The organism is Nocardiopsis lambiniae, from assembly GCF_031845465.1.
In the GTDB taxonomy this organism is placed as follows: domain Bacteria; phylum Actinomycetota; class Actinomycetes; order Streptosporangiales; family Streptosporangiaceae; genus Nocardiopsis; species Nocardiopsis lambiniae.
Window position 1 is genome coordinate 105,281 of the sequence record NZ_JAVREP010000010.1, and the last position, 24,941, is coordinate 130,221.

Annotated in this window: 18 protein-coding genes; 12 read left to right on the forward strand and 6 right to left on the reverse strand. The window is 75.1% G+C overall.

The features are described 5' to 3' along the window. Nucleotides 1–36: 36 nt before the first annotated feature. Nucleotides 37–594, reverse strand: a complete 558-nt coding sequence (locus RM479_RS16330; protein ID WP_311512574.1) for a hypothetical protein — start codon at nucleotides 592–594, stop codon at nucleotides 37–39. A gap of 248 nt (nucleotides 595–842) precedes the next feature. Here RM479_RS16330 and RM479_RS16335 point away from each other — a divergent pair, with 248 nt between their 5' ends. After that, a complete protein-coding gene (locus RM479_RS16335) occupies nucleotides 843–2,072 on the forward strand; it encodes an acyl-CoA dehydrogenase family protein (protein WP_311512575.1) in 1,230 nt (409 codons plus the stop codon). A gap of 272 nt (nucleotides 2,073–2,344) precedes the next feature. Next, on the forward strand, nucleotides 2,345–3,811 hold the full coding sequence (locus RM479_RS16340) for a hypothetical protein (RefSeq protein WP_311512576.1): 1,467 nt from the start codon (nucleotides 2,345–2,347) through the stop codon (nucleotides 3,809–3,811). Between the two features lie 177 nt (nucleotides 3,812–3,988). Here the strand turns inward: RM479_RS16340 and RM479_RS16345 are convergent, their stop codons facing one another. Further along, complete coding sequence (locus RM479_RS16345) at nucleotides 3,989–4,585, reverse strand: TetR/AcrR family transcriptional regulator (RefSeq protein WP_311512577.1); 597 nt, start codon at nucleotides 4,583–4,585, stop codon at nucleotides 3,989–3,991. 63 nt (nucleotides 4,586–4,648) lie between these two features. Here RM479_RS16345 and RM479_RS16350 point away from each other — a divergent pair, with 63 nt between their 5' ends. From RM479_RS16350 to RM479_RS16390, 9 genes are all read left to right on the forward strand, one after another. Then, the gene (locus RM479_RS16350) at nucleotides 4,649–5,182 is read left to right on the forward strand and encodes an SRPBCC family protein (RefSeq protein ID WP_311512578.1); all 534 of its coding nucleotides are present in this window, start codon (nucleotides 4,649–4,651) and stop codon (nucleotides 5,180–5,182) included. Nucleotides 5,183–5,219: 37 nt separating this feature from the next. Beyond that, complete coding sequence (locus RM479_RS16355) at nucleotides 5,220–5,753, forward strand: HAD domain-containing protein (protein ID WP_311512579.1); 534 nt, start codon at nucleotides 5,220–5,222, stop codon at nucleotides 5,751–5,753. Between the two features lie 156 nt (nucleotides 5,754–5,909). Then, a complete protein-coding gene (locus tag RM479_RS16360; protein WP_311512580.1) occupies nucleotides 5,910–6,692 on the forward strand; it encodes a hypothetical protein in 783 nt (260 codons plus the stop codon). Between the two features lie 116 nt (nucleotides 6,693–6,808). Further along, nucleotides 6,809–7,459 carry a TetR/AcrR family transcriptional regulator gene (locus RM479_RS16365; RefSeq protein ID WP_311512581.1) on the forward strand — a complete coding sequence of 217 codons (651 nt, stop codon included), beginning with the start codon at nucleotides 6,809–6,811 and terminating at the stop codon, nucleotides 7,457–7,459. 64 nt (nucleotides 7,460–7,523) lie between these two features. Continuing rightward, a complete protein-coding gene (locus RM479_RS16370; RefSeq protein WP_311512682.1) occupies nucleotides 7,524–7,931 on the forward strand; it encodes a MerR family transcriptional regulator in 408 nt (135 codons plus the stop codon). Next, the gene (locus RM479_RS16375) at nucleotides 7,931–8,899 is read left to right on the forward strand and encodes an aldo/keto reductase (protein ID WP_311512582.1); all 969 of its coding nucleotides are present in this window, start codon (nucleotides 7,931–7,933) and stop codon (nucleotides 8,897–8,899) included. Before RM479_RS16370 ends, RM479_RS16375 begins: the two co-directional genes overlap by 1 nt. A 357-nt stretch (nucleotides 8,900–9,256) precedes the next feature. Then, nucleotides 9,257–12,469, forward strand: a complete 3,213-nt coding sequence (locus tag RM479_RS16380; protein ID WP_311512583.1) for a hypothetical protein — start codon at nucleotides 9,257–9,259, stop codon at nucleotides 12,467–12,469. A gap of 51 nt (nucleotides 12,470–12,520) precedes the next feature. Beyond that, complete coding sequence (locus RM479_RS16385) at nucleotides 12,521–13,561, forward strand: SEC-C metal-binding domain-containing protein (protein ID WP_311512584.1); 1,041 nt, start codon at nucleotides 12,521–12,523, stop codon at nucleotides 13,559–13,561. A gap of 214 nt (nucleotides 13,562–13,775) precedes the next feature. Beyond that, nucleotides 13,776–15,047: a DUF5685 family protein gene (locus RM479_RS16390; RefSeq protein ID WP_311512585.1), complete on the forward strand. Its 1,272-nt coding sequence runs from the start codon at nucleotides 13,776–13,778 to the stop codon at nucleotides 15,045–15,047. A 440-nt stretch (nucleotides 15,048–15,487) separates the two neighbouring features. Here RM479_RS16390 and RM479_RS16395 read toward each other — a convergent pair whose 3' ends face one another. Genes RM479_RS16395 through RM479_RS16410 form a run of 4 tightly spaced genes read right to left on the reverse strand, consistent with a single transcriptional unit; the run spans nucleotide 15,488 to nucleotide 23,665 of the window. After that, the gene (locus RM479_RS16395) at nucleotides 15,488–16,765 is read right to left on the reverse strand and encodes a TIGR02679 family protein (protein ID WP_311512586.1); all 1,278 of its coding nucleotides are present in this window, start codon (nucleotides 16,763–16,765) and stop codon (nucleotides 15,488–15,490) included. Then, nucleotides 16,762–20,841, reverse strand: coding sequence for a TIGR02680 family protein (locus tag RM479_RS16400; RefSeq protein ID WP_311512587.1), 4,080 nt, complete (start codon nucleotides 20,839–20,841; stop codon nucleotides 16,762–16,764). The genes RM479_RS16395 and RM479_RS16400 overlap by 4 nt, the downstream gene beginning before the upstream one ends. After that, on the reverse strand, nucleotides 20,838–22,097 hold the full coding sequence (locus RM479_RS16405) for a TIGR02678 family protein (protein WP_311512588.1): 1,260 nt from the start codon (nucleotides 22,095–22,097) through the stop codon (nucleotides 20,838–20,840). The genes RM479_RS16400 and RM479_RS16405 overlap by 4 nt, the downstream gene beginning before the upstream one ends. Further along, nucleotides 22,094–23,665 (reverse strand): TIGR02677 family protein, encoded by a 1,572-nt coding sequence (locus RM479_RS16410; RefSeq protein ID WP_311512589.1) that lies wholly within the window; start codon nucleotides 23,663–23,665, stop codon nucleotides 22,094–22,096. Before RM479_RS16410 ends, RM479_RS16405 begins: the two co-directional genes overlap by 4 nt. Before the next feature lie 109 nt (nucleotides 23,666–23,774). Here RM479_RS16410 and RM479_RS16415 point away from each other — a divergent pair, with 109 nt between their 5' ends. Beyond that, nucleotides 23,775–24,776 (forward strand): SEC-C domain-containing protein, encoded by a 1,002-nt coding sequence (locus RM479_RS16415; RefSeq protein ID WP_311512590.1) that lies wholly within the window; start codon nucleotides 23,775–23,777, stop codon nucleotides 24,774–24,776. Nucleotides 24,777–24,941 lie beyond the last annotated feature (165 nt).

A 24,941-nucleotide genomic window follows, 5' to 3' on the forward strand; every position in this document is an offset into this window, starting at 1 on the left:
GGCGGGACGACGTCCGCGCGCCGTCCCGGGCGGAACTCACCGGTCCTCGGGGATCAGGGCCATGGGACGGGCGGAGTGGTGGATCCACCGACCCTTGGCGCGGTACACGCGGGCACCGGACCAGCCCTCGCCGGGGCGGCGGCCCAGCCTCAGGGAGGTCCACGACCAGCGCCAGCGGAGGAACTCCCCGGTGTGGACGTTGATGCGCTCGCCGTGGTGCAGGTTGGGGCGGAAGGTCACCCAGGTGATCTCCACCCACAGGTCGCGGGGGTCGGGGTGGGGGAGGGGCGCGGAGAGGTGGAGGGGATCGGATTCGGGGGAGAACCGGTTCTTGTGGACGCGGGGTCGGCGACCCGCGACGGATTCGCCCAGAAGCGTGCACACGACGCTGTAGACGGTGGCGCGGCCTTCGGAGAGGACGTGGACGTCGGCCCGTCCGGGACGCGGTGCGTCGGTGGCGGTCGCCGAGGTGGGCGGGGTGATGTGCCGCCGGACCCGCCACGCGTGCTGTGGGGCCTTGAGCCATTCGAGACGCCACAGGATGATCCCGGTCATGCCCGCCACCAGGGAGAAGAGGAAGGTCAGAATCTCCACACGGTCACGGTAGCCCGGCGGTCGCCGTCGGCCCGCCCGGACACACGGGAGCCCGTGACCGTTCGTGGCCCCGTGGCGCCGCGACCCGGGGGCCGCACCCCGTGGCGGCGCCGCCTCGATGCCCCGCCGGGCCGGTGTCCTGTTCTCCACGGGGCCCGATTGTGCCCGCCCTCCCTCGGTGTTACCGTTGGTAACACAAGTTGATCTCCCCCCTCCTCCCCCGGAGGGTCCGACAAAGGATGTAGCGCATGAGTGAGGCCACCGCGCCCGCCTTCAGCCTGGAACCGAGCGAGGACGTTCGCGAGGTCCGGGACTGGACCCACGGGTTCGCCGCCGACGTCATCCGCCCCGCCGCCGCGGAGTGGGACGAGCGGGAGGAGACCCCCTGGCCGATCATCCAGGAGGCCGCCAAGATCGGCCTGTACTCCCTCGACTTCTTCGCCAACCAGTGGCTGGAGCCCAGCGGCCTCGGCATCCCCGTCGCCTTCGAGGAGCTCTACTGGGGCGACCCCGGCATCGCCCTGGCCATCACCGGCACCGGGCTGGCCGCCGTCTCCGTCGCCGCCAACGGCACCCAGGAACAGCTCTTCGAGTGGACGCCGCAGATGTTCGGCACCGCGGACGACGTCAAGCTCGCCGCGTTCTGCTCCTCCGAGCCCGACGCCGGCAGCGACGTCTCGGCCATCAGGACCCGCGCCGTCCACGACCAGGCCAAGGACGAGTGGGTCCTCAACGGCACCAAGACCTGGGCCACCAACGGCGGCATCGCCGACGTCCACGTCGTCGTCGCCTCCGTCGACCCCGAGCTGGGCTCGCGCGGCCAGGCCACCTTCATCGTCCCCCCGAACACCCCCGGTCTGAGCCAGGGCCAGAAGTTCGCCAAGCACGGCATCCGCGCCTCCCACACCGCCGAGGTCGTCCTCGACGACGTGCGCGTCCCGGGTTCCTGCCTCCTCGGCGGCAAGGAGAAGCTCGACGAGCGCATCGCCCGCGCCCGGGAGGGACGGCGCTCCAAGGGCCAGGCCGCCATGAAGACCTTCGAGGCCTCCCGCCCCACCGTCGGCGCCATGGCCGTCGGCTGCGCCCGCGCCGCCTACGAGTACGCCCTGGAGTACTCCACCCGGCGCGAGCAGTTCGGCAGGCCCATCGGCGACAACCAGGGCGTCGCCTTCCTCCTCGCCGAGATGGCCACCCGCATCGACGCCGCCCGCCTGCTGGTGTGGCGCGCCGCCTGGATGGCCCGCAACGGCAAGGACTTCGACAGCGCGCAGGGCTCCATGAGCAAGCTCTACGCCAGCGAGACCGCCACCTTCGTCACCCAGAACGCCGTGCGCATCCTCGGTGGGAACGGCTACACGCGGGAGTACCCCGTGGAGCGCTGGCACCGCGACGCCACCATCTTCACGATCTTCGAGGGCGCCAGCGAGATCCAGAAGCTCATCATCGGCCGCACCATCACCGGCCTGCCGATCCGCTGACGCCACCGCGGGCCGGACGGGCCCGCGGCGGAGTCGGCCCCCGGCCCCGGGCCGGACCCCCGGGGCGGGTGGAGGAATCCGCCCGCCCCACCCCGGACCGGCCCGGCGGGGCGCTCCGACGGTGGCGGGTGTCGGTGACGACACCCGCCACCGGCCCCGACCGGGTCCTACGCCACGGGGCGGGTGCGGCGGGTTTCCCCGTCGCCGCACCCGCCCCGTGGCGTGCCCCTCCCACTTCGTCTCCACGGCCCGGATGTGCCAGGATTCCGGGTATGCCCGGCACCCCGCCCCCCGCCGATCCGCGCTCTTCGTCCCTCCTCGCCGTTCTGGGCGCCCTCCTGGACCGCTCCCTCGTCCAGATCGAGGACGCCACGGCCGACGCCCGCCTCCTCGACCGGGAGACGGCCCGCACCGCCGCCGACGTCTGGGCCGACAACACGCACCCCCTGTTCCTCTCCGCGCTGGCCCGCGGCCGACGACGGCGCGAGGCCCGCGCCCGCGACGCCCTCCTGTGGATGGCCGACCGGGGTCCCCGCAGACGGGCCTGGATGGTGGAGCGCGCCGCCGAGGCCGGCCACGACATCGACGGACTGCTGCCGCCCGCCCCCGAACCCGTTCCCCACCGGGACCACGCCGGGAACCTCAGACCCGTGGTCGTCCCGGTCACCGAGGAGGTCGCCGCCGACCTGGCCGCCGACTACGACCTGGACACGGCCACGATCCGGGCCCTGGCGGTGGAGCGCCGCGGCACCGGGCTGGCCGCGCAGGTGACCATCGCCGCCGAGCGCCTCCACCGGGTCGCCGGGCCGACCGGACCGGCCGAACTGGACGTACGCCTGCCCGAGGTCGACGAGGTCCGCTTCGACACCCGTGACGCCCCGGGGGTCCGCCTCACCTGCGGTCCCACCGGGGTCACGGTGGCCTTCGGCGACGGGCTCCTGCGCGGGGGGAAAGCCACCCTGTGGAACCGCGACGACCACTGGCACCTCTCCGCCCGGGGCCGCCGCGCCGAGCGGGACGTCCCTCCCACACTCCGCCGACGATGGGATCGCGGCCACGGGGCCGCCCCCCTCGAAGGCGTCGTCCACGGGCCCGCCGCCAGGACCGTCTCCCATCTGCTGACCTGGATCATGACGAGGATCCGCTCGACCTGCCGGCGGCCCGAGGGGGACCGGGTGCCGACCCCCGCCCTCTGCCGTGCCCTGGCCGGCGCGGGTACGGCGATCGTGGCCGCCGGCGCACACCTGTCCCGGCGGCGCCGCGAACGGGCCTTTCGCGAACTGGCCCTGGAGTGGGTCCGCCGCGGCGGACCCGAGACGGCCCCCTGGTTCGCCGCGGCCCTGGACCGGGTGTCCCGCCGTTCCGGGACGGAGGAACTGCCCGAGGCCCGTCGGCTCGCCGGCGAACTGGCCGCGCAGGCCGCGCCCCGGGCGGAGGAGACCACCGACACGCCCTCCTCGGCCGTACTGCGCATGGTCTCCTACACCGCCTCCCACCAGGGGGCCGAAACCTCTCGGTCCGCCGAGGTGACCCTCCACCTGGCGGTCCCGGCCGATGCCGCCGACCCCGGGGCGCCCTGGATGCTGCGCGTCCTCACCGGCGGCGGTCCCGGCCGTGTGCGGGTGCTCACCCGGGCGTTCCGGGGGACGCTGCGCCCCCGGACCATCGACGACGACGGAGGCGTGTCGACCCTCCTGGCCGGTGACGGGGCCCTGGAGGCGCGCGCCCGCTGGTCCTGAACCCGTGACCCACGCCCCACGTGAGGGCGGCTCCCGGAAGTCGGCCTACGGCTCTTCGGGCACGGAGCGGGCCCGTGGCCGGGGTGGAACCGGATCACGGAATCGGTGTGCGGCCCCTCGGCCCCCGGCCGGCCCAGGGGCGCGGACCGCCCGGCGGCGCGGCCCCGGGCGGCCTTCTCAGGGCCTCGGCGCCAGCAGCCGGTACGCCGCGTCCGCAGCCGCGTCCTCCGCCTCGGCCGGGATCTCCCCACCGCCCGACAGATACCGGCGGACCAGGGCCAGCGGCAGATCCACCACCGCCATCCGCGTCCGCTCCAACGCGGTCCCGGCGGACTCCTCCGGGGCGCGCAACGCCTCGGCGATCCCGACGAGCGCGGCCCCCGACCGCGCGTTGCCCCGTTCCATCCGCTCCCGCTCGGCCGCGGGCCACCGCTCCACCTCGAAGTCGACGGGGGAGTACAGCAGTACGCGCGCCCGGTCCGGACGGGTCCGGCTCCAGGCCACCACGTGACGGGCGGCCCCGGTGGCCGCCGCCAGCGGGTCCGCCACCGCCAGCACGGCCCGGAGCCCCTCCTGGAAATCGGTCAGCGCCTCCAAGCGGACGGCGGCCAGCAACGCCGGCCGCCCGGGGAACCGGTGGTACAGCGAACCACTGGGCGCCCCGGCGGCCCGTGCCACCGCGACCATGGTCACCGCCGCCGGCCCGCCCCGCGCGGCCACGGTGATGGCGGTCTCCACGAGGGCGTCGGTGTCGAAGCGCGAGGGTCTTCCCATGGGAGGGACTTTATGCTCCACTGGTTTTTAGAGACACCCCTCTAAAAATGGAAGGTCCACCCGATGCGCGTCCACAACGTCCACCGACGCCGCCTGACGGCGTCCCCCGCCGAGGTCGGCGCCCTCCTCGACGGCCTGGCCTCCGACACCGACGGCCTCTGGCCCACCGACCACTGGCCCGCCATGCGCCTGGACCGTCCCCTCGGGGTCGGCGCCGCGGGCGGCCACGGCCCCGTTCGCTACACCGTCGTCGAGTACACGCCGGGGGAGCGCGTACGCTTCCGCTTCTCGGCCCCGCGCGGCTTCGACGGTTTCCACGAACTCACCGTCGTCCCCGAACCCGACGGCGGCGCCGTGCTCGGCCACCTGCTCCGGATGCGCGCCCGCGGGCCCGCCCTGCTCACCTGGCCCCTGCTGTTCCGGCCCTTCCACGACGCCCTCCTGGAGGACGGCCTGGACCGCGCCGAACGCACCCTCACCGGCACCGTCCGCACCCCCGCCCGTTGGGGGTGGTACGTCCGGCTGCTGCGCCGCGCGGCCCTGCGCACCTCCCGAACGCGGCATCCCCTTCCGGGCGCCGATCCGTCCCGTCCCTAGGATGGGCCCCGGCGCCCCCCACCCCCACAGGAGCCCCGTGTCCCACCGCCCCCTGCTGTTCCTGGACGTCGACGGCCCGCTCAACCCCTTCCGGGCCAAGGCCCAACGCCGCCCCGACGGGTACACCACCCACCGCCTGCGCCCGCACGGATGGGAGGACACCCCCCGTCCCCTGCGCGTGTGGTTGCGCCCCGACCACGGCGAACGGCTGCTCGCCCTGCCCTACACCCTGGTGTGGGCCACCACCTGGGAGCACGACGCGAACACGATGATCGGGCCGGTCCTGGGCCTGCCCGAACTCCCGGTGGTGGAACTGCCGCACTGGTCCACCGCCGCGGAGGGGCTCTGCTTCAAGACCACCACCCTGGTCGAGTACGCCGACGGGCGCCCCTTCGCCTGGGTGGACGACATGATCACCGACCGGGACGTCGCCCTGGTGCGCCGACGCCATCCGGGCGCGGCCCTCCTGCACCGGGTGGACCCGCGTCTGGGCCTGCTCGACGCCGACTTCCGCCGCCTGGGGGAGTGGCCGTCGGCCCGCCCGGCCGGGGCCCTCCCCGAAGACGCGTGACCCCCGGTGGGGTGCCGACCGCGCACCCTTCCCCGTGGACCGCCGCACCGCGTGGTGCGGCCGTACCGGTGCAGGAGGCGCCCGGCTACCGCTCCCGGGGGTCGTCGTCCGGGGGCGTCCTGGCGGCGGGAGACGTCCCACCCCTACCCTGGAGTGATGCACGCCACCACGGGCAACGGCGCCCCCACCATCACCATTCCCACCACGCACAACGGCCCTGACGGTTCCGGCAACGGCGGCTACAGCGCCGGTCTGCTCGCCGCCCGGCTCACCACCGTCGGCGGACCCGCCGTGCAGGTCACCCTGCGCACCCCGCCGCCCCTGGGCCGTCCGCTCACCGTGGAGGGGCCCGCCGACGCGCCCGCGCGGCTCATCGACCCCGAGGCCGCCGACGCCAAGGCCCGCCTCATCGCCGAGGCCGAGACCGTCGTCGTCCCCGACACCCCGGCGGTTCCCGGCGACCCCATCGACCCCGCCACCGCGAAGGACGCCGAGAGCCGCTACCCCGGCCTCACCCTCCACCCCTTCCCCCGCTGCTACAGCTGTGGTCCCGAACGCGCCGAAGGCGACGGCCTACGCCTGTTCGCCGGTCCGGTGCGCCCCGGCCACGGCCCCGACGGCGTCGGCGGCACCGTCGCCTGCTCCTGGACCCCGCACCCGGTCCTCGACGACGGCACCGGCGCCGTCGGCCTGCCCGACGTGTGGGCCGCCCTCGACTGCCCCGGAGGCTGGTCCAGCGACGTCTCCGGCCGCCCCGCCGTCCTGGGACGCATCACCGTCCAGGCCCTGCGCGCCCCCCGCGTCGGTGGGACCCACGTCGTCGCCGGACACCTGGAGTCCATCGAGGGCCGCAAGATCCGCACCGGCAGCGCCCTGTACGACGCCGACGGCCGCCTCCTCGCCCAGGCGTGGGCCACCTGGATCGCCCTGCCGTCCTGACACCGCGTTCCCCGCCGGAGCCCCCGGCCCCGTTCACGTCCGGCCCCGCACCGGGCCGCCCTCCGCAACCCCTAAGGTGAAACGTTGTGGCCTACCAAGACGTGCGGCGGTGACCGATGAACGACGGCGATGACGCCTCCGGTACGGCGACCGTGTCGGAGGTCCCCACCGTCCGCCGGGGGCGCGGCGGGCGGGGACGCGACCCCGAGCGTCGCCGCGCCATCCTCGACGCCGCCGACCGCGTCATCCAACGCGACGGACCCCACGCCTCCATGCTCGCCATCGCCGCCGAGGCCGGGATCAGCAAACCCATCCTCTACCGGCACTTCGGCGACAAGGGCGGCCTCTACCGGGCCCTGGCCGGCCGCCACGTGGACCCCCTCATCGAGCGCATCCGCGCCGAACTGCACCAGCACACCGAGTTCGAGGTGCGCGCCCGGACCACCGTGGGCGCCTATCTGTCGATGATCTCGCAGAACCTCAACCTCTACCGTTTCCTCATGGACCGGGCCACCTCCGAGGACCAGCGCACCCGCAGCGACCTGGGCATGATGGTCCGGCGCCTGGGCGAGGAACTCGCCGAGCTCATGCTCGTCGAAGGACGCGTCACCGGCCGCCTGCGCGCCCAGATCACCGCGCACGCCGTCGTCGGCATGGTCCAGGCGGCGGGGGAGTGGTGGCTGGAGCACCCCGAGGTGGGCGAAGAGGAGATCATCGACAACCTCACCGCCTCCGTGGTCGGGGCGGTCCAGGGCAACCACGGCTGACGGGGAGCCCCTCTTCCCCTCCTCCCTTGACCTGGAGCGCACTCCAGGTCCCATGCTGGAGCACATGAGGGACTACTACACCCCCGGTGAGATCGCCGAGCGCTTCGATCTCACCCTGGACACCCTGCGCTACTACGAGAAGGCCGGGCTGCTGCGGCGGGTCGACCGCGCCCCCAGCGGACACCGCCGCTACCGCACCGACGACGTCGAACTCCTCCACCTCATCCGCTGCCTGCGCGACACCGACATGCCCATCGCGCGCCTGCGCGAGTTCGCCGAACTCGTCCGGGACGGGGACCACACCATCCCCGAACGCCTGGAGGTGCTCCAAGAGCACAAGAACCGGCTCGACGACCGCATCGCCGAACTCGTCGACCGTCAGGGCGCCATCGAGCACAAGATCGACCACTACCTCGGCGTGCTCGCCGAACGCGCCGCCGAGACCGCCCACACCCTCAAGGACGTGAACTGATGCGCCACACCGAGATCGGCGGTCGCAAGGTCAGCGCCCTGTGCCTGGGCGCCATGAAGTTCGGCAGCCAGACCGACGACGCCACCTCCGCCGCCATCCTGGACCGTTTCATCGCCGCGGGCGGCACCTTCGTCGACACCGCCGACTGCTACCAGTACTGGGTGGAGGGCTTCGAAGGCCACGAGAGCGAGACCTTCCTGGGCCGCTGGCGGCGCGCGAACGGCATCACCGACGAGGTCGTCATCGCCACCAAGATCGGTGCGCAGCCCACCGTCCCCGGTGGTGGTCCGTACGACCAGGAGGGGTTGTCCGCCGAGGTCGTCGCCACCGCCGCCGAACGCAGCCGCCGACGTCTGGGCGTGGACCGCATCGACCTGCTGTACACGCACAAGGAGGACCCGCACACCCCGCTCGAAGAGACCATGGCCGCCCTGTCCCGCCTCGTCGACGAGGACACGGTCTCCCTGCTGGGCATGAGCAACCACCGCACCTGGCGGTTGGAGCGCGCGAGGGCCGCCGCCGGGGACCACGGCCACCGGCCCACCGTCCTCCAGTACCGCTACAGCTACCTCCAGCCCCGCCACGAGGTCCGGCTGGAATCACCCGCCTTCACGCACGTCACCCCCGAACTCCTCGACTACGTGCGCGCCGAGAACGCCGCGGGACGCGACCTGACCCTGGTGGCCTACACCCCGCTCCTGAGCGGCGCCTACGTCCGCCCCGAGCGCGCCGCCGCACTCGGCCCGGCCTACGACCACCCGGGCACCCGCAACCGGCTGGCCGCCCTGGACGAGGTCGCCCGGGAGACGGGGGCGACCCGCAACCAGGTGGTGCTGGCCTGGCTCATCGCCGGAGGGGTCGTCCCCCTGGTCGGTGTGAGCGGCGTCGACCAGCTCGACGAGGCGGTGGAGGCCGTCGACCTCACGCTCACCCCCGAACAGCGACGGCTCCTCGACGAGGCCCACTGACCGTGGGGACGCGCGGTGGCCTCTCCGTGACGGGGTGACCCGCCCACCGGACCGCGCGGCCTCGTCCGGTCGCCCGACGTCCACCGGAGCGTCCACCGCGTCCGGCAGAACGGCCGAAAGCGGACACCCGTAGCGGTGTCCGGGTGGCTCCGACCCGCCTCCTCCGGGGATCCCGGCAGGTCGGAGCCGCCGCCCGGGGGCCTCGGAGGCCCCCGGGACGGGAGTGGCCCCTGAGGAAGCGCGCGGTTTCGTCGTGCACATGTTCGCGAACACGGTTTTTACCGAGCTTTGACCGGATACCTTCCCTAGAGGCGGTGCCCCGATCGTGCCGCCCCGGCGACCCGTGGGGAGGGGCACTTGCCCGAGAGTGTGTACCACCAGATCCACTTCGCCTGGGCCGATCCCACCCTGCTGGGGCGCGTCGGCCCCGGACCCGCCGCCGCCTCCCTCACCGAGAACGCACGTCTCACCCTGCGCGCCTGGCGCGACCGGCTCCAACCCGCGCTCACCGTCGACTACCGGGCCTGTCTGCCCGACCCCGCCGATCACCCCGAGACCCTGTGGGCGCGCGCCTACCCCGACGGACAGGGCGCGCTCGTCTACCGCTGGCCCGGGGAGGTCGACACCGCGCACGCCTGGGCCATCGTCGGCCCGGCCGAGGGTCTGACCCTGCCGCGGATCCTGTCCCTGCACGAGAACCCCAACACCCGCCCCCACCCGCGCCGCCCGCCCAAGGCGGGCTGGGGCACCATGTCCGTCCTGGACGCTCCCGAACCCTGGGAACGGTCGGCGGCACCGGGGGCGGTGCGCACCCGGGACCGCCGCGCCGCCGATCTCACCGTCGGTGACCGCGAACTCCTGGTCGAGGGGGTCGCCTCGGCGCTGGAGCACCCCGAGCGGCCGGTGCGCGTCCTCCTGGCACCGGACCGCGCCGACCTGTGGCAGGCGGTCCAGCTGCGCTTCCTGTGGGGGATGCACCGGACGTTGTACGACGTGCTCACCCCCCGGGGAACGATCCCGGCGGCGGGGTGGGACTGGTCGCTGTCCACCTACGACCCGGTGCCGGCCGACTCCACCCAGCACATCGCCTTCGGTCCGCCCGGCGACGGGCCGGGGCCGCTGCTCCGGCCGCCGGGCACGGACCTGCGCACCGTCGCCGAACGCCTGGTGGGCGTTCTGCGCGACGAGGGCGGCGACGCGCTCGCCGCGCACCTCGCCGAGCGCGGCATCCCGGACGCGCCGACCTTCACGGACCGCCGTGACCTGCTCGTCGACTGGCTCGACCCCGCCCCGACCCCGGCTCCGGCCCGGGCCGCCCGGGAGGAGGCGGACGGGTTCCCGCGGACCCGGGACTCACTGCTCACCGGCGTGCTCCCCCCGACGGCGCCGCCCGGCGACCACCCCGAGTCCGGTACGGTCCTTCCGCCGATCCCGGAGCCACACCCGCCCCGGGGGTGGCGGGAGGGGCACCCGGACGACGCCCACCGGTCCGCCGCCGCTCCTTCGGCGGGCACCGGGCCGGACACGCCCGCGTCCGCGACGGCGCCCGGGGACGAGCCGTCCGTTCCGGGGGCGGCCGACGAGCCCTCCGACGACCTTCCGGCGTCCATCGGGCCGGACGCGCCGGCGCTCACCGACGAGGAGACGTCCACCGTTCCACGACCCGCTTTCGAGAACGCGCGCCCCGGTGCCCCCGCCCGGCCCTCCGACACCTCGACGGCGGAGCCGACCGACGCCGGGCGGACCGCCTCGCAAGCGCATACGCGCCTCGGGGCCCGCCCCACCACCCCCGGCCCCCTCGGTGTATCGTCCCGGTCCACCGACGATGTCCCGGTCCCGGTGGATCCGGGCGCGCCCGCTCCCCTGGACCTCGTCCCCCCGACCGAGGTTCTGCCCTCCGACGACCCCGGACCCGCGACGGAAACCCCTGACGGCCGCCCGTCCCCGTCCACCGACGACGCCCGGCCCCCGAGCGCACCCGTACGGTTCGACGGGCCCGACGACGTCCCCCCGATCGGGGGACCGTCCGACGGGACCACCCCGGGAACACCTTCCGCGAGGGACGCTCCCGCGCCCGGACCGCGGTGGCCCACGGAACGGGACGCGGCGGACTCCCCCTCCCTCGACGAGGACCTGTGGCCGGGCGGTCCCGACGGACCGGACCGCGCCGCCCTCCCGGAGGGGGCGTCGCGCACCCGCCGATTCGTGGCCGACACCGTGGACCCCGACGACGACCTCCCCGAGGCCGAACCGCTCCCCGGGGAGACCCCCGCCCACGGCGGTCTCCTCTCCTCCTCCCGCCCGCCCCGCACCGGGGCGCTCCCCGACGGTGCCCCGGCTCGCGCCTGGGCGTCCCGGGAGGCGGCCGACGCCGCCTGCGACCTGCCCGAGGTCGAACCACCGGGAACCGAGGAGACCGGACCCCGGCTCCCCACCGAGTCGCAGATCCCCACGGGGCGCGCCGCCGTGGAGGCGGCCTCGGACCCCGCCCCGTCCCCGCCCGAGGGCGACGAGGCGCTCTGGCCCGAACCCGTCGACGACGACACCCTCACGTCCCGGCGCCCCCGCCTCGCCCCGGCGCACACCGAGACGTTCATCGGTCCCGACCCCGAGCCCGCCGCCACGGGCACCGCCCGGCCGGGACGGGAGCGCCCCCCGCGCATCTTCGACGCCCCCGAACCCCACGAGTCGCGCAGGCCCCGCATCGCCCCGGCGCCGGACCCGGACCCGGACCCCGAACCCGGGGCCGAGGTCGGGGTCGGGGCCGAGCCCGTGGCCGAGGAGGAACCGCCGCCCGCGGTACGGCGCTCCCCCTCTCCCATCCGCACCGGTCTCTTCCGCCGACGCCTCGCCCGCCCCGACACCTCCGACACCGCGGGCCCCGACGACGCCCCGGGGGAGGAGCCCCGCGCACCGCGCTCCGACCGGGTCCGCGCGCTCGCCGAGGGCGCCTTCGGCGGTCGCCCCGCGCGCCCCGGCGCCGAACCCCCGGTCGCCGAGGAGCTCCCACCCGCCCCCGAACGGCTCCCGGACGACGCCCCGCCCCTCTTTCCCGCCTCCGAACCCGACGACCACCTCTCCGCCACCCTCGACCCGGACCCGCCCGCCGCCCCCGACTACGCCACCGAGACCGCCCCCGAACCCGACGACCACGTCGCCCCCGAGGACAACTGGCCCACCCAGTACGTCGACCTCCCCCTGGCCCGCCTGGAACGCTGGCTCACCAAGTACGGCCCGGAGGAGGCCCGCGTCGACCTCGTCGACGCCCGCGCCGCCGTGCGGGCCGAACGCGCCGAACTCCAACGGGTGCGCGACGAACGCGACCACTACCACGCCGAACTCCAGGATTCGCGCCGCGAGGTCGCCCGCCTGGGCCGGCCCTGGCTCGACGGCGAGGAGGACGAGGACCTTCCCGAGGCCCCCCGCCGATCCCGATGGCCCGCCCGCGTCCTGGTCGTGATCCTCCTGGTCGCCTTCCTCGCCACCGGCCTGGAGGCCGGCGCCCGCTTCGGCCTCGGAACCCTCGACCTCCTCGGGAGCGTGACCGACGCCCCGTGGTGGCCGCTGTGACCTTCCCCCGGACCGACGCATCGGGGTGACGCCCACTCCTAACCTGGAGGGATGACAGGAACACCGCCGGTCCCCGCCGCGCTCCCGCGAACGCTGCGGGAGACCGTCCAGGATCTCCCCCTGCCCACCCGCCTCCGCGCGGAGCTCGCCGCGACCACGGACGCGCACGTCCTTCTCGGCGCGGCCGTGGACCTGCGGGAGAGCGACCCGGACAGCGCCCGCACCCTCCTGGACGCCCTGCGCGCCCACGCCCCCGACCCGGCGCACCGGCAGTACGCCACCCACGCCCTCGCCGACCTCCTCCACGGCCGGGGACACCCGGACGAGGCCGCCCGGCTCATCGACGGCCTCCTCGACTCCGGCCGCCTCGACCGGGGCCTGGCCCTGATCCTCGCCGAGGACTCCACCGCCACCGGGGACCTCGACCGGGCCCTGCACTGCTACAACATCGCCTGCCGCAGCATCCTCGCGGGACCGGCCGAGACCGTCGCCGGCCTCGACCGCATCGGCCTGGTGCCCCTCCTGGGCCGGGCCGCGGTCCGCGAACGCCTCGGCCTCACCCCGGACGGCCACGACCTGGCCGCGCGCGAGGCCGCCCGGCACCTGCCCGACGCGGCCTCGGAGCCGCGCCGCCTCTCCGCAGACGCCGGCGCGGACCTGCCCTCCGGTATGTTCGACCGCCCCTTCCCCGAGGCCGACGAACCCCGTCCGCTCCCGGAGACCGTGCGCGAGAACCACGCCTTCCTCCCGTCACCGGCCCTCGCCGAGGCCCGCGAACGCGGCCTGCTGCCCGCCGACACCGACCCGGCGGCCCACCACCACGGCATCGAACGCACCCTGCGGGCCCAGGCCCGCGGGTTCCCCGACGTCCACCTGGGCACGATCGCGGTCACCCCGGACGAGATCACGGCCTTCGCCGCCGAGCACGGTCTCGACCCCGCCGACCCGGGCACCCTCCGCGCCTGGACCTCGGCCGTCCCCGACCCCGACTCCCCGCGCGTCACCGCCTGGCCGCCCGAACGCAACCACCCCTGCTGGTGCGGCTCCACCCGCAAGTACAAGAAGTGCTGCGGGTCCCCCTCCCTCCGCTGACCCGGGTGTTCCGCTCCCCGGCGGGCGAGGGACCCCGCACGGGATCCTCCGCCGCCGGTCCGCCCCGGGTCCCGGGGGCTGGTCGCGCCCCGGCCGGTCCCGGCTCCCGGGTCGGAACCTTCGCGGCCCCCGCACGGAACCCCTCGCCCGTATCCGGCATCGAACGGTCGTTCCCGTGCGAGACGACGATGACGGAAGAGCGAGGTGACGCCCCGTGTTCGGAATCCTGCGTCCCTGTCGGCACACCCTCCCCGACGGGCTGGCGGAGGAGTGGATGTCCCACATGTGCGGGTTGTGCCTGGCCCTGCGGGACGACCACGGCCAGGCCTCCCGGATCGCCACCAACTACGACGGCCTGGTCGTCTCCGTCCTGACCGCCGCGCAGGCCCCCGAACAGGCGGGCACCCGCCGGGCCGGCCGCTGCCCCCTGCGCGGCATGCGCGGGGCGAGGGTCGCCGACGGCGCCGGCGCCCACCTGGCCGCGGCGGTCTCCCTGATGCTGGCCTCCGCCAAGATCACCGACCACATCGAGGACGGCGACGGCCTCTACGCCCGACGCGGGGTGCGCGCCCTCGCGGGCCGGGTGGCCGAACGCTGGCGGCGCGGCGCCACCGCCTCCGGGGACGGCCTCGGCCTCGACGGTTCCGCCCTCCTCGCCGTCATCGACCGTCAACGCGACATCGAACTCTCCGCGGGTCCGGGCACCGACGTCCTGACCGTCACCGCCCCCACCGAGGAGGCCACCGGCGAGGCGTTCGCGCACACCGCCGTCCTGGCCGGGCGCCCGGCCAACGCCGCCCCCCTGCGCGAGGCCGGTCGCCTGTTCGGCCGCGTCGCCCACCTCCTCGACGCCGTCGAGGACCTCGAAGAGGATCGCGCCCGGGGCGCCTGGAACCCGCTCACCGTCACCGGCACCGACCTCGACCGGGCCCGTGACCTGTGCGACGGCGCCGTCCTGGGCGTCCGCCTCGCCTTGGCGGAGGCCGTGTTCACCGAGGACCGTCTGGTCCGCGCCCTCCTGGTGCGCGAACTCGGCCGCGCCGTCGAGCGGACCTTCTCCCGGGCGGGTCACCACCCGCACGGCCACCCGGGGCGGTACGGGCACCCGCCAGGCCACGGGCACCCGGGACACCACGGTGCCGACCACCCGCACGGACGCCGGGACCGACACCGCGACGGAGGCACCGGCCACGCCGGGGGCCCCGGACCCGGTCACCCCGGCGGCGGTGACTCCGGCGGGCACGACAAGGGGGGCGGCTCCTGCCGCTGCTCCTGCCAGACCCCGGACCTGCGCCACCCGCCCCGGCGCCGAGGGCCGATCATCGGCTGCGCGGTGGCCCTGTTCATGTGCTGCACCTGCCAGTTCTGCTGCCGGGACCCCCACCCGGGGCCCTGGACCGGCGAGCCGCGCTCCTCGTGGTGCGACATCTGCGAGTGCTGCGACTGCCCGGGGTGCGAGCACTGCTGCTGTTGCTGCGACGGCTGACGGCCGCACCCCGCGTCAACGCGCCACCGGATCCGCGGGTTTTCCACAGGCACGAGAAAGTTCCGCCACGCCCCCGGATCCGGCCCGACCATGGAACCATGTCCGAACAGCGCACACCCGCCGCACTCCGACCCCTCCGCGTCGGTCGGGCGGGCACGCCTCCCCGCCCCCGCGTCCGCCCGACCCCGACGCCCTCGGGCGTCGCCCCGCCGTCCGGCCGAGCGCTTTCGAGGCCTCGAATCCGACGGGGGAGACCCACGCACGCACAGCACACGTCCGAGGGGACGCGAGCCCACGATGACACGTCACACCCGACCGCGCGCCCTGCCCGCCGCGCGCGCCGTCACCGTTCTCCAGGGCGGCACCCCGCCGGCGGAGCCGTTTCGCGCACACGAACCGTCACCGAGGGCGGATGCGCCGCAGCGGTCGGTCCGCATCCCTCACCGGGACCGCCCCGCACCCCCGGCGCCCCGCGCCGACACCGCCCGCAGATCCGCCACGAGGACCTCGGCGACCTGCTCCTCGTGAACGGCGACGCCACGGGAGGACAGGGCGTCCGCCAGCCCCGGATCCCAGGGCGCCGCCGTGACCCGGCCCGGGTGCGGAGCCCCCGCCGTCCCCGCTGCCGCCGCCAGGTAGTCCCCGACGCCCATACGCCAGGGACGGGCACCGGTTCCGGCCATCACGTGAGCGGCGATGCGCAGGCCCTCCCCGTCGAAATCCCCGTGGTAGCGCAGTTCCGCTCCGCTCCGGGACAACGACCGGAGCAGGGCGACGGCGGCGCCGCTCGGCCATCCCGCCGTGCAGACCAGAGGCGGACAGGCGCTCCCCAGCCCGCGTTGCGCCACGGCCAGGACCGACGGGTTCTCCACCACGTGGACCACCGGGGCGGACCACGACGGATGCGCGTCGGTGGACGACCGGTCCATGGACAGCTGGTCCAGGGTCACCACGGCGGCCCGTCCCGCGTCGGCCCACACCCGAAGGGTCGCGGCCAGGGGACCGTCCCCCTCCGGGCGCAGGCCCAGGGTCAGGACGGAACTGGAATGGACGTCGCAGTCCACCCCGAACGCCCCCCACAACGCCCTCCGGTCGTGCGCGTTCCCGGGCACGGGCAGGTCGCGCAGCGCGGCCAGGGCCTTCAGTACCAGGTGGGCCAAGGGCCTGCCGCCGTCCAGCGCGTGCGGGTCCCCCACGACCTCGGCCGCCAGGGCCGGCAACGGCCGACCGTCCTCGGCGGGCAGGGCCGCCACGACCCGCAACGCGTGCTCCAGCCGGACCCGGAACACCTCCGGTCCACCCCCGGGCACACCGTCCGCGCGCACCCGGTCCACCCAGTGCGACAGCGCCGGCTGGGCGACGACCACCGGGTGCCGCGACAGCCACGACCACAACCGTTCACGTTCGCCCGCGACCCGTTCCCGGTGGGCGGCACGGTCGCCGATCGGACCGACGACCGCCTCCACCACGGACCTGACGTCCGCGCCCGAAGGCGCCAGCGCCTCCTCCACGCGGTCCAGGCGCACCCTCACGACGGGCCCCGGGTAGGAGGACAGCCCCAGCAGGTCGGCCACGGCCTCCTGCGAGGCCGGGTCCAGCCCCCTCACGGTCACCGAACGCACCGCCCTGCCGGAGGACAGACGTTCGTGCAACGCCCGCCACAGGGGGAGGAGGGCGTCCTCCCCGAGATGTCCGGGCACCTTCCCGGCGACGTTCACACGGCCTCCCCCACGGCATCGTCGCTCTCCAGCTCCCCGCCCGTCCACACCCACCGGGCCGTGGTCACCGCGTCGTCGGACTCGCCGGGCTCCGCCGGGATCAACTGGTGGATGGCGATACCGTCGAGTTCCGCGTAGGTGCACCACTCGTGATCGCTGGTCAGCACCATGTCCAGGCCGAGGTCGACCAGGAGCGCGAAGATCTGCCCCCGGTTGGCGCTGTCCACGCCGACGAACACCTCGTCCAACAGGATGAACCGGGGAGCACCGGGATCGGTGGCGTAGTGCGCCGCGACCGCCGCGAACAACGGCAGGTGCAACGCGATCGCCTTCTCCCCACCGGAGAGCCCCCCGTGGGCGCGCCGGGTCAGCACCTGCCACCCGGCGCCGTCGTCCTTGTCCAACTCGACGGTGAACCGGTGCCAGGCGGTGTAGTCCAGCACCTGGGCCAGGTGCTCCTCCCACCCGGCCGGTGTGTCCTCGGCCCGCGCGTCGTCGATCCGCTCACGGAAGAACGCGTGCAGGGTCTCGCGGTCGGCCTCGCCCAGGTTCCGGGGATCGCGGATCAGCAGCTCCCGGGCGCGCGGAGTGCCGCTCGGCGCGTCCGGCGCCACCTCCCAGCGCAGCCGGACCGCGATCCGGGACGCCGTGCGCACCCGGGACAACCGCTCGTTCATCCCCTCGACCAGGCCCTGGGCCCGGCGCAGCCGGTCGGCGAGGTGACGCCGGGTGTCACCGGTCAGCACCCGGTCGAACAGCGCCCGCTCCTCCTCGGTCAGGTCGCCGGACCGGACCCGCTGCTCCTCGACCAGAACGTCGTGCAGCCCCCGGGCACCGACCCGCACCCCGTCCACGAGCGCGCTCACCTGCTGGATCTCCTCATGGGTGACCAACTCCAGGAGCGCGCGTTCGGACAGCGCGTCCCGGGCGGTGTACACGGCCTCGGTCACCCTCGCGCGCGCCGTGCCGATCAGTTCGGGTGAGTGGTCGGCGCGACCGGAGGCGGACGCCACGGCCCGCGCCGTCTCCAGCGTGCCGCGCACCGTGAACTCCCCGGGGAGGGGCACGTCGATCCCCGCGTCCTCGTACAGGGAGGTGCCCACGAGGGAACGGAAGTGCTCCGCCGCCGCGTCCCGCGCGGCCACCGCGGTGGCGCTCGCGTTCCGCAGGGTGCGGATCTCGGTGAGCGTCACCCCCAGACCCTCCCTGAGGACGAGTCTCTCCTCCCGCAGGTCCGCCAGCTCACGGCGCAGCTCCGTGGAGCGCCGCTCCTTGGCCGCCACCTGCTCCTGGACCCGTCGGTGCTCCACCCCGACGGTGGCCTCCATGGTGTCCAGGCGGGTCCGCAGGGCCCGCGCGTCGCCCTCGGCCGCCAGGGCCGCTCCGGCCGACTCCTCGGCCTCCTCCTCGGCGCGCCGGGCGGTCTCGTCGAGTTCGTCGCGACGGGACCGCGCACCGAACAGCCCCACCTGACGGTCGAGCCGGTTCTCCACCGCCTCGCCCACGGCGGCCAGCGCCTCGCGGACCGACTCCAGCGCCTCGGCGTCGACCGGCAACCGGTGACGTGCCGCGAGGGAGTGGAGGTCCCGCTCCGCCGTCGCCACGAGGGGCAGGTGCTCCTCCAACCTCCGACGGCGCCGGTCCAGGCCCGTGCGCCGGTCGGCGACCCGTTGCTGCGCCGAACGCAGTTCACCGGCGGTCCCGCGGGTCTCCACGTCGGAGGGCAGCGCCGCCACGTCGGCGGCCAGCCTCCGGCGGCGTTCGGCCGCCCTCTCCCGCTCGGCGCAGACGAGGGCCGCGGCCCCGTCGAGTTCCTCCAACCGTCCGGTGAGTTCGGCGATGGTGCGCGCCCGCGCCCGCTCCCGGGCCCGGGAACCGATGTGCGCGGGCTCCTCCTTGGACCAGTGGCCGTGCACCGGGCCCGTCCGCCAGTGCCCGTCGCCGCTCACCGCCACCACGGGACCCGTCTCCGCGTCCTCCGCTCCGGTGACGGGACCGCTCGCCGTGTAGGCGACCCCGGCCAGGATCGCGCGCACACGACCGGCGGGGACGGGGCTCTCCTCGTCGACGACCAGCACCCGTGACAGGTCGGGCCCGGCGACGGGCCGCCCGGCGGCCGTCACGACCGTGTCGCCGAGCACCCCGCCCGCCGGCACCGACCCGTCGGGCATGATCCAGGCGTCCAGCAGCCCCGACGCCTCCAGCGCGGCCTCCACCCCCGCCTGCACGGACACGGGGACCCCCTCGGCGAAGGCCACCGTCCGCCACAGCGGGGCGCCGGGGCGCCCGGCCCGGTCGGCCGTCCGGGTGCGCGGTGCCACCGGGGCGACCTCGGTCGCCGCCTCCAGCTCCGCGATCGCCCCGGCCACCTCGGCGCGTTCCCTTCCGAGCGACTCGGCACGCCGCCGGTGCCCCTCGTCCAGCACGGCCAGGACCTCGCCGGATCGCCGGTGCGCTTCGGCGACCACCGCGTGCGGTCCGGTGCCCTCGTCCCGGTCGATCCCCTCGACCAGCGCCTCCGCCTCCGGCAGGGACAGCTCCACGCACCCCAGGGCCCACGCCTCGACGGCCTGGGCCAGGTCCTCCATCCTGGACCCGTGGGCCGCGGCGGCCTTGTCCGCCGTCTCCTCGGCGTCGGCCAGGTCCTCGGCCGCGTCCCCCAGGTCCGACTCCAGCTCCTCGCGGCGCCGCACCCGCTCCCGGCGCAACCCCACGGCGGTCCGGACCTCCTCGACCAGGGAACCCCGGTGCCGCACGGCGGCCCGCACCAACCTCCGGTACCGGCCCACGCCCTCCGGGCCCTCCGCGACCAGCGCCCTCTCCGCCTCCTCGACCACACCGGCCAGGTCGGCCCGCTCGGCCGCGCGGGCGACCTCACCCCTCAGCGCCTCCGTCTCCCGTTCGGCGCGCGCCGCCCCCTCCGCCGCCTCCCGTGCCCGCGCCCGGGCCCGCACGGCCCGCGCCCCGCGCTCCTCGGAGTCCCGCGCCCGCGCGTCCGCCTCCTCGCGGGCCTGGTCCGCGCTCGACCGCAGGATCTCGATGCCCGCGCCGGCGCGGTAGGCGTCGCCGTCCTTCAACCCCCGCAGCTCGTCGGAGAGGGTCTCGACCCGACGGTCCAGGCCCTTCTCCCGTTCGTGCAGCTCCTCCGATTCCGCCGTGATCCGCGCGGCCTCGGCCTCGACCCGTCTGACCTCGGCCGCGGACCGGTCCATGGCGCCGGTCGCGGAGACGAGCCCCGCCGCCGCGCCCCGGAGGACCCGGGAGGCGTAGACCCGCTGCCGGTCGGCGAGCACCTTCGCGGCCTCCACCTCGCCGGCCAGGGCCCGCAGTTCCTCCCGGTGGCGGTCCAACCGCTCGAACCCGCCCGCGATGTCGGCGAGTTCGCCGTGCCCCAACGGCGGCAGGGCACTGGACAGCAGCGACGACAACAACCCCGGGTCCAACCGTTCGGAGAGTTTGGGGGTGCGCAACTGGAGCAGCGCGGTGATGAGCGCGTCATAGCGCGCCTGGTCCAAACCCGGGTACAACGAGGAGCGGACCGCCGACCGGTACTCCTCCGCCCCCGGGTGCACCACCCCGTGCCCGGGACCCTCCACCGCCTCCTTGAGCTGTTTGACGGTGAGCGGCTGCTCCTCCGGGGTGAGCAGCGCCAGGGCCCCGCCCACACGCGCGGACGCGGTGAAGTAGGTCGCCTTGACCGACGAGACGTCCCGGGTGGCCTGCAACCGGGCGCCCAGGGTCAGGTACTCGTTCCCGGAGGCGCCGGCCCGCTCGAACTCCAGCCACACGTAGCCCACCCGGGTCGCCCCCGGGTAGCCGTGCCCGATCATGTTCCAGTGCATCACCCGCTCGCCGCCGCCGAAGGTCGACAACCGGTTCGGGCGCAGGCTCGCGTCCAACAGGAACGGCAGCAGCAGTTCCAGCGCCTTGGACTTGCCCGTCCCGTTGCGGCCCCGCAGCAGCAGCCGTCCCCGGTGGAAGGAGAAGGTCTCCCGGTAGTACCGCCACACGTTGAGGATGCCCGCGCGGCTCGGCCTCCAGCGGCCGGGCGTCACCCCACCGGGCTCGTCGGTCATGCTCCTCCTTCGAAGTCGGAACGGTCCACGGCGTACCGGTGGGCCGCCGCGAGGGCTTGATGGGCACTCTCGCCCGGGAGGGAACCGGGCACGCCACGGGCCAGTCCGTGCCCCACCAGCACGTCCACGGCGGCCTCGGCCAACCGGGCCGCGCCACCCTCGGAACGGAAGCTCCTGGCCCAGGCGGGCCGCCGCTCCAGCAGCCCCTCCACCTCCCCGGCCAGGTCGGCGAACGGCACCGGCGCGGTCGCCGCCACCAGCACGTCGAGCAGCAGCAGGGCCGTCTGCTTCACGTGCCCCTCACCGGGGAACCGGTCGTCGGTGGCCCGTCCGTCCGGGTCCACCAGCAGGTACCCCTCCGCCCGTTCCTCCAGCAGGAACCCGGCCTCCTCGGCCGCCCGCCGCACCAGGGAGCGCCCGGTCAGGGTCGACGCGTACTCCGCCTCGGCCTCGCTCAGGTCGGCGGTGTACACCACCGGGTCGTCCAGCAGGCGGCGCATCAGCCCATGCCGGGCCCGCAGTAGGCGCTGGTTGTGGGTGGGGGCCGCCTCCACGGCGGCCTCGCCGTCCCCGGACCGGGGCCCGTACCGTTCCTCGACCACCAGCGCCGCCGGGTCCGGGCCGTCCCCGGCCGCCCGCGACGGAGGGACCGGAGCGCTCAACAACCGGGCCAGCCGCGCCGTGTCCGCCCGGTACAGCACCAGCGCGTCGGCCCCCGCCAGGTACGACTCGGTACCGCCGTCCACGGCGGTGATGGCCCCGTAACGCTCCAACAGCAGCAGGGCGTCCACCAGGGCCGCCCGCTCGGCCCGCACCGAGGAGTCGAAGTCGGCGATGTCGTCCTCCATCGCGCACGTGTGCGCCACCCGCTGGGCGAGCAGACCGATCGTGGTCCGGCTCAACACCGTCAACTCCGCCGCCGCCAGGAAGAACAACGTGTACCGCCGCCGATCGAACGGCGTACCGGTCCCGCGCACCCGCCGGGCCGGACGCGGCACGGCCACGTGGGAGTCGACGGCGCGCACCTTGGCCAACCGGGCGTACCCGTGCCGGGGCTCCACCGTCAACGCCCACCCGCAGAAGTAGTCGAACCACGCCGTCAACTCCGTGCGCCGGCGACGCACCACCGTGAACGCCGCCTCGTCCGTCTCCCGGGTGAGCAGGGGAGAGGCGAGCAGCGCCCGGATGCCCACGGTCATCTCGTGCCTGACCTCGTCCACCCTGCGGTTGGCCGACCGCGCCGACGAGACCCTCACCGCACCTCCCCCTCGGGCACCGCCGCCGCCCCGGGGACACCGATCGACACCACGTGGTCCGGGCCGGTGAACACCCCCAGCGGCGTGCGCAACGTCGCCACCCGACCGTCCCCGGCCGCGAGCAGCACGATCTCCATCCGCCCGTCGGAGGTCAGGGCACGGCGCGCACCGTCCCCCGAGACGGGCTCGGACAACGCCCGCCCGAGCAACGACAACAACTCCTCGAACACGTCGTGCTCCAACCCCCCGAACGCCGACAACCGCACCGGGCCGTCGGTGGCCAGCAGCCGGCGGGCCCGCTCCACCTCCGCGCGCTGCGCCAGCGCCCGCTCCCGTCTGCGCTCACCCACCTCGCGCACGTCCCGGACCCGCGCGGTCCGGGCGACCCTCCCCGAACGCCCCGACGAACGCAGGTTCGGCGACACCGGGACCGGGTCGGCCTCCTCGGCCGCCCACGAGGTCCCCGGAGCGATCAACTCCCCGTCCTCATGGCCCAGGACCGCGTGCCGGGCGGGGGAGAGCCCGGTCAGCGCCGACCACAGCCGGTGCCGCTCCTCCTCCGTGCCCGACCGCGCGAACCACCGCGCGGCGGTGCGCAGGTCCTCGGCCGTGCTGGAGGCCCGCCGCCGCGACTCGGTGATCCGCTCCAGGGTCTCCAGCAACGAACCGATGGCCCGCCGCGCCACCTCGTGCAACCTGCGCACACCCTCCTGGCCGTCCGCGGCGGGGGCGAACCACAACCGCAACCCCGACCACTTGGCGCGCCTGCCCGCCATCCAGTCCGCGCGCGTCCGGTCCCCGGCGCTCGGCGGCAGGTTCGCCCCGTTCAGCGCGCGCTCCAACACCCGATCGACCCCGTGCCCCTCCACCCGGGCCAGCGCGTCGGCGATGGTCCGGGCCCGCTCCTCCAGGTTGTCGACGAACGCGTCCAGGTACCCGACGGTGGCCCGCTTGACCTCGTGGAAGGTGTCCAGGTCGGCGCCGTCGGCGCGCAGCAGCCGCTGGAGTTCGTTGTTGAAGCGCTTGGTGTTGTCCCGGAGCGAGTCCAGGTGCCCCTCCAACTCCTGGAGGGCGATGAAGACCCGGTTGTCGGCGGCGGGATCGTCGTCGCCCATCAGCAGGTGCAGGGCCCCCAGCCGGTCGGCGACGGCGTCCAGGACCGCGGTCTGGAGGGCGCCCTTCTCCTTCAGCCGCTCCAGGGTCACCAGCACCCCCGCGAACTCGGCCTCCCCTCGCACGGTCAGCGTGTACTGGACGTTCTTGCGCTCGAACTCGGCGGCGGTGGCGTACCCGGCCGTGTAACTCTGCGAGGACTCCACCAGCCCGAGCGTCTCCAGGTGCCGCAGCGCGGCCTCCACCTCGTCCTGCTCCACCGGCTCGCCGAACCCGGTGTCGGGCAGCCGGGCGTGCACCTGCTCCAACAGCAGCGCCGTCTCCAACCGCTCGTTGGCGTCGTTGAACACGTGCAGGATCGCGAAGTACAGATCGCGGCGACCGCCGACGGTGAAGTCGAAGACCCTGGCGGGAAGCCGCTCGAAACCGTGCATGCCCCATCCGTTCCCACTCACGGCGCCATCCGATCGACCCCACCGTACTCGGACGCCGTACCGTGTTCGATCCCGTGGATTCCCTCGAAAACGGCACGCGTACCGGAACCCCCCCGTTACCGTCGAGGCCATGACCCACGAGACCCTTCCGGAACCCCTCCAGGACGTGATCGCCCCGCGACTGTGGGAGGTGATCCGCGGCCTGGACCTCCCCCGGGAGTTCCTGACCGACCTCGTCGACCTCCCCCACGAGGTCGGCGACGTCCTCCTCGACGCCGTGGAGTACCTGGAACGCGCCGACCGGCCCGACGCCGCCCGCCGCCTCCTGGAGGCGGTCCGCGCCGATCCGCCGACCCGTGAGAGCGGCCAGTACGCCGCCTTCTCGCTGTCCGAGCGGCTGCGCGGCGCCGGAGAGGCGGCGCAGGCCGACGCACTCGCCCGGGCCCTGGCGGGCGACCCGGCGCTCATGCCCGGCCCCGCGCACATGCTCGCCGAGCTGTTCGAGGAGACCGGCGACCTGGAGCGCGCGCTGCGCTGCTTCAACATCGCCTGCCGCGACGCGCTCGCCGACCCCGCCGAAGACCTGGCGCCCCGGAACATGCTGGACGCGATGGTCCTCCAGGGGCGCGCCCGGGTGCGTCGGCGGCTGGGCCTGCCCGAAGACGACCACGACCGGGCCGCCCAAGCCTCCCTCGACAGGGTCCCCGGGACCCTGGCCGCCTTCGGAGAGCCCGACGACGAGGACCTCGACGACACCCTCCTGCGAGCCGAAGGCGTCCGACCGGTCTACTCCCGCGCCTGCCTGCCCCGTGCCCGCGAGATCGGGCTGATCGACGCCGACACCTCCGACACCGAGCACTACACGAACGCCGAACGCGAGCTCCGCGAGGCCAGGCGCACCCGGCCCGACGTCCTCCTCTCCACGGTCCTCGTCGACGCCGACGAGATCGCGGCCTTCTCCCGGGAACACCCGGATCTGACCGGCACCGACCTGACGGAGACCTGGACGGAGGAGGCCCTCCCCGCGGACTCCGCGCGCCCGACCCCCTGGCCGCCCGGCCGCAACGAACCCTGCTGGTGCGGCTCCACCCGCAAGTACAAGAAGTGCTGCGGCACCCCGGCCCTGTCCTGACCCGCCTGCCCGGGCGTGCGTCGACGGGCCGCGGACCGGGCACCGGCCCAAGCGAAGGTTCATGGCCGTACTCCGCCGACCTGCGCCGGGACGGGCCGTGAAACCCGTTCCGCGCCGGGTCCGCTCTCGGCCGCCCCTCTTCCTCACGGCGTGTTCCGCCGAAGA

Excerpts from the sequence above, each read along its gene's own strand:
- RM479_RS16365 (WP_311512581.1), top strand. The coding sequence starts at position 6,809 with ATGAACGACGGCGATGACGCCTCCGGTACGGCGACCGTGTCGGAGGTC.
- RM479_RS16350 (WP_311512578.1), top strand. The coding sequence starts at position 4,649 with ATGCGCGTCCACAACGTCCACCGACGCCGCCTGACGGCGTCCCCCGCC.
- RM479_RS16385 (WP_311512584.1), top strand. The coding sequence starts at position 12,521 with ATGACAGGAACACCGCCGGTCCCCGCCGCGCTCCCGCGAACGCTGCGG.
- RM479_RS16415 (WP_311512590.1), top strand. The coding sequence starts at position 23,775 with ATGACCCACGAGACCCTTCCGGAACCCCTCCAGGACGTGATCGCCCCG.
- RM479_RS16375 (WP_311512582.1), top strand. The coding sequence starts at position 7,931 with ATGCGCCACACCGAGATCGGCGGTCGCAAGGTCAGCGCCCTGTGCCTG.
- RM479_RS16335 (WP_311512575.1), top strand. The coding sequence starts at position 843 with ATGAGTGAGGCCACCGCGCCCGCCTTCAGCCTGGAACCGAGCGAGGAC.
- RM479_RS16345 (WP_311512577.1), bottom strand. The coding sequence starts at position 4,585 with ATGGGAAGACCCTCGCGCTTCGACACCGACGCCCTCGTGGAGACCGCC.
- RM479_RS16360 (WP_311512580.1), top strand. The coding sequence starts at position 5,910 with ATGCACGCCACCACGGGCAACGGCGCCCCCACCATCACCATTCCCACC.
- RM479_RS16370 (WP_311512682.1), top strand. The coding sequence starts at position 7,524 with ATGAGGGACTACTACACCCCCGGTGAGATCGCCGAGCGCTTCGATCTC.
- RM479_RS16340 (WP_311512576.1), top strand. The coding sequence starts at position 2,345 with ATGCCCGGCACCCCGCCCCCCGCCGATCCGCGCTCTTCGTCCCTCCTC.
- RM479_RS16400 (WP_311512587.1), bottom strand. The coding sequence starts at position 20,841 with ATGACCGACGAGCCCGGTGGGGTGACGCCCGGCCGCTGGAGGCCGAGC.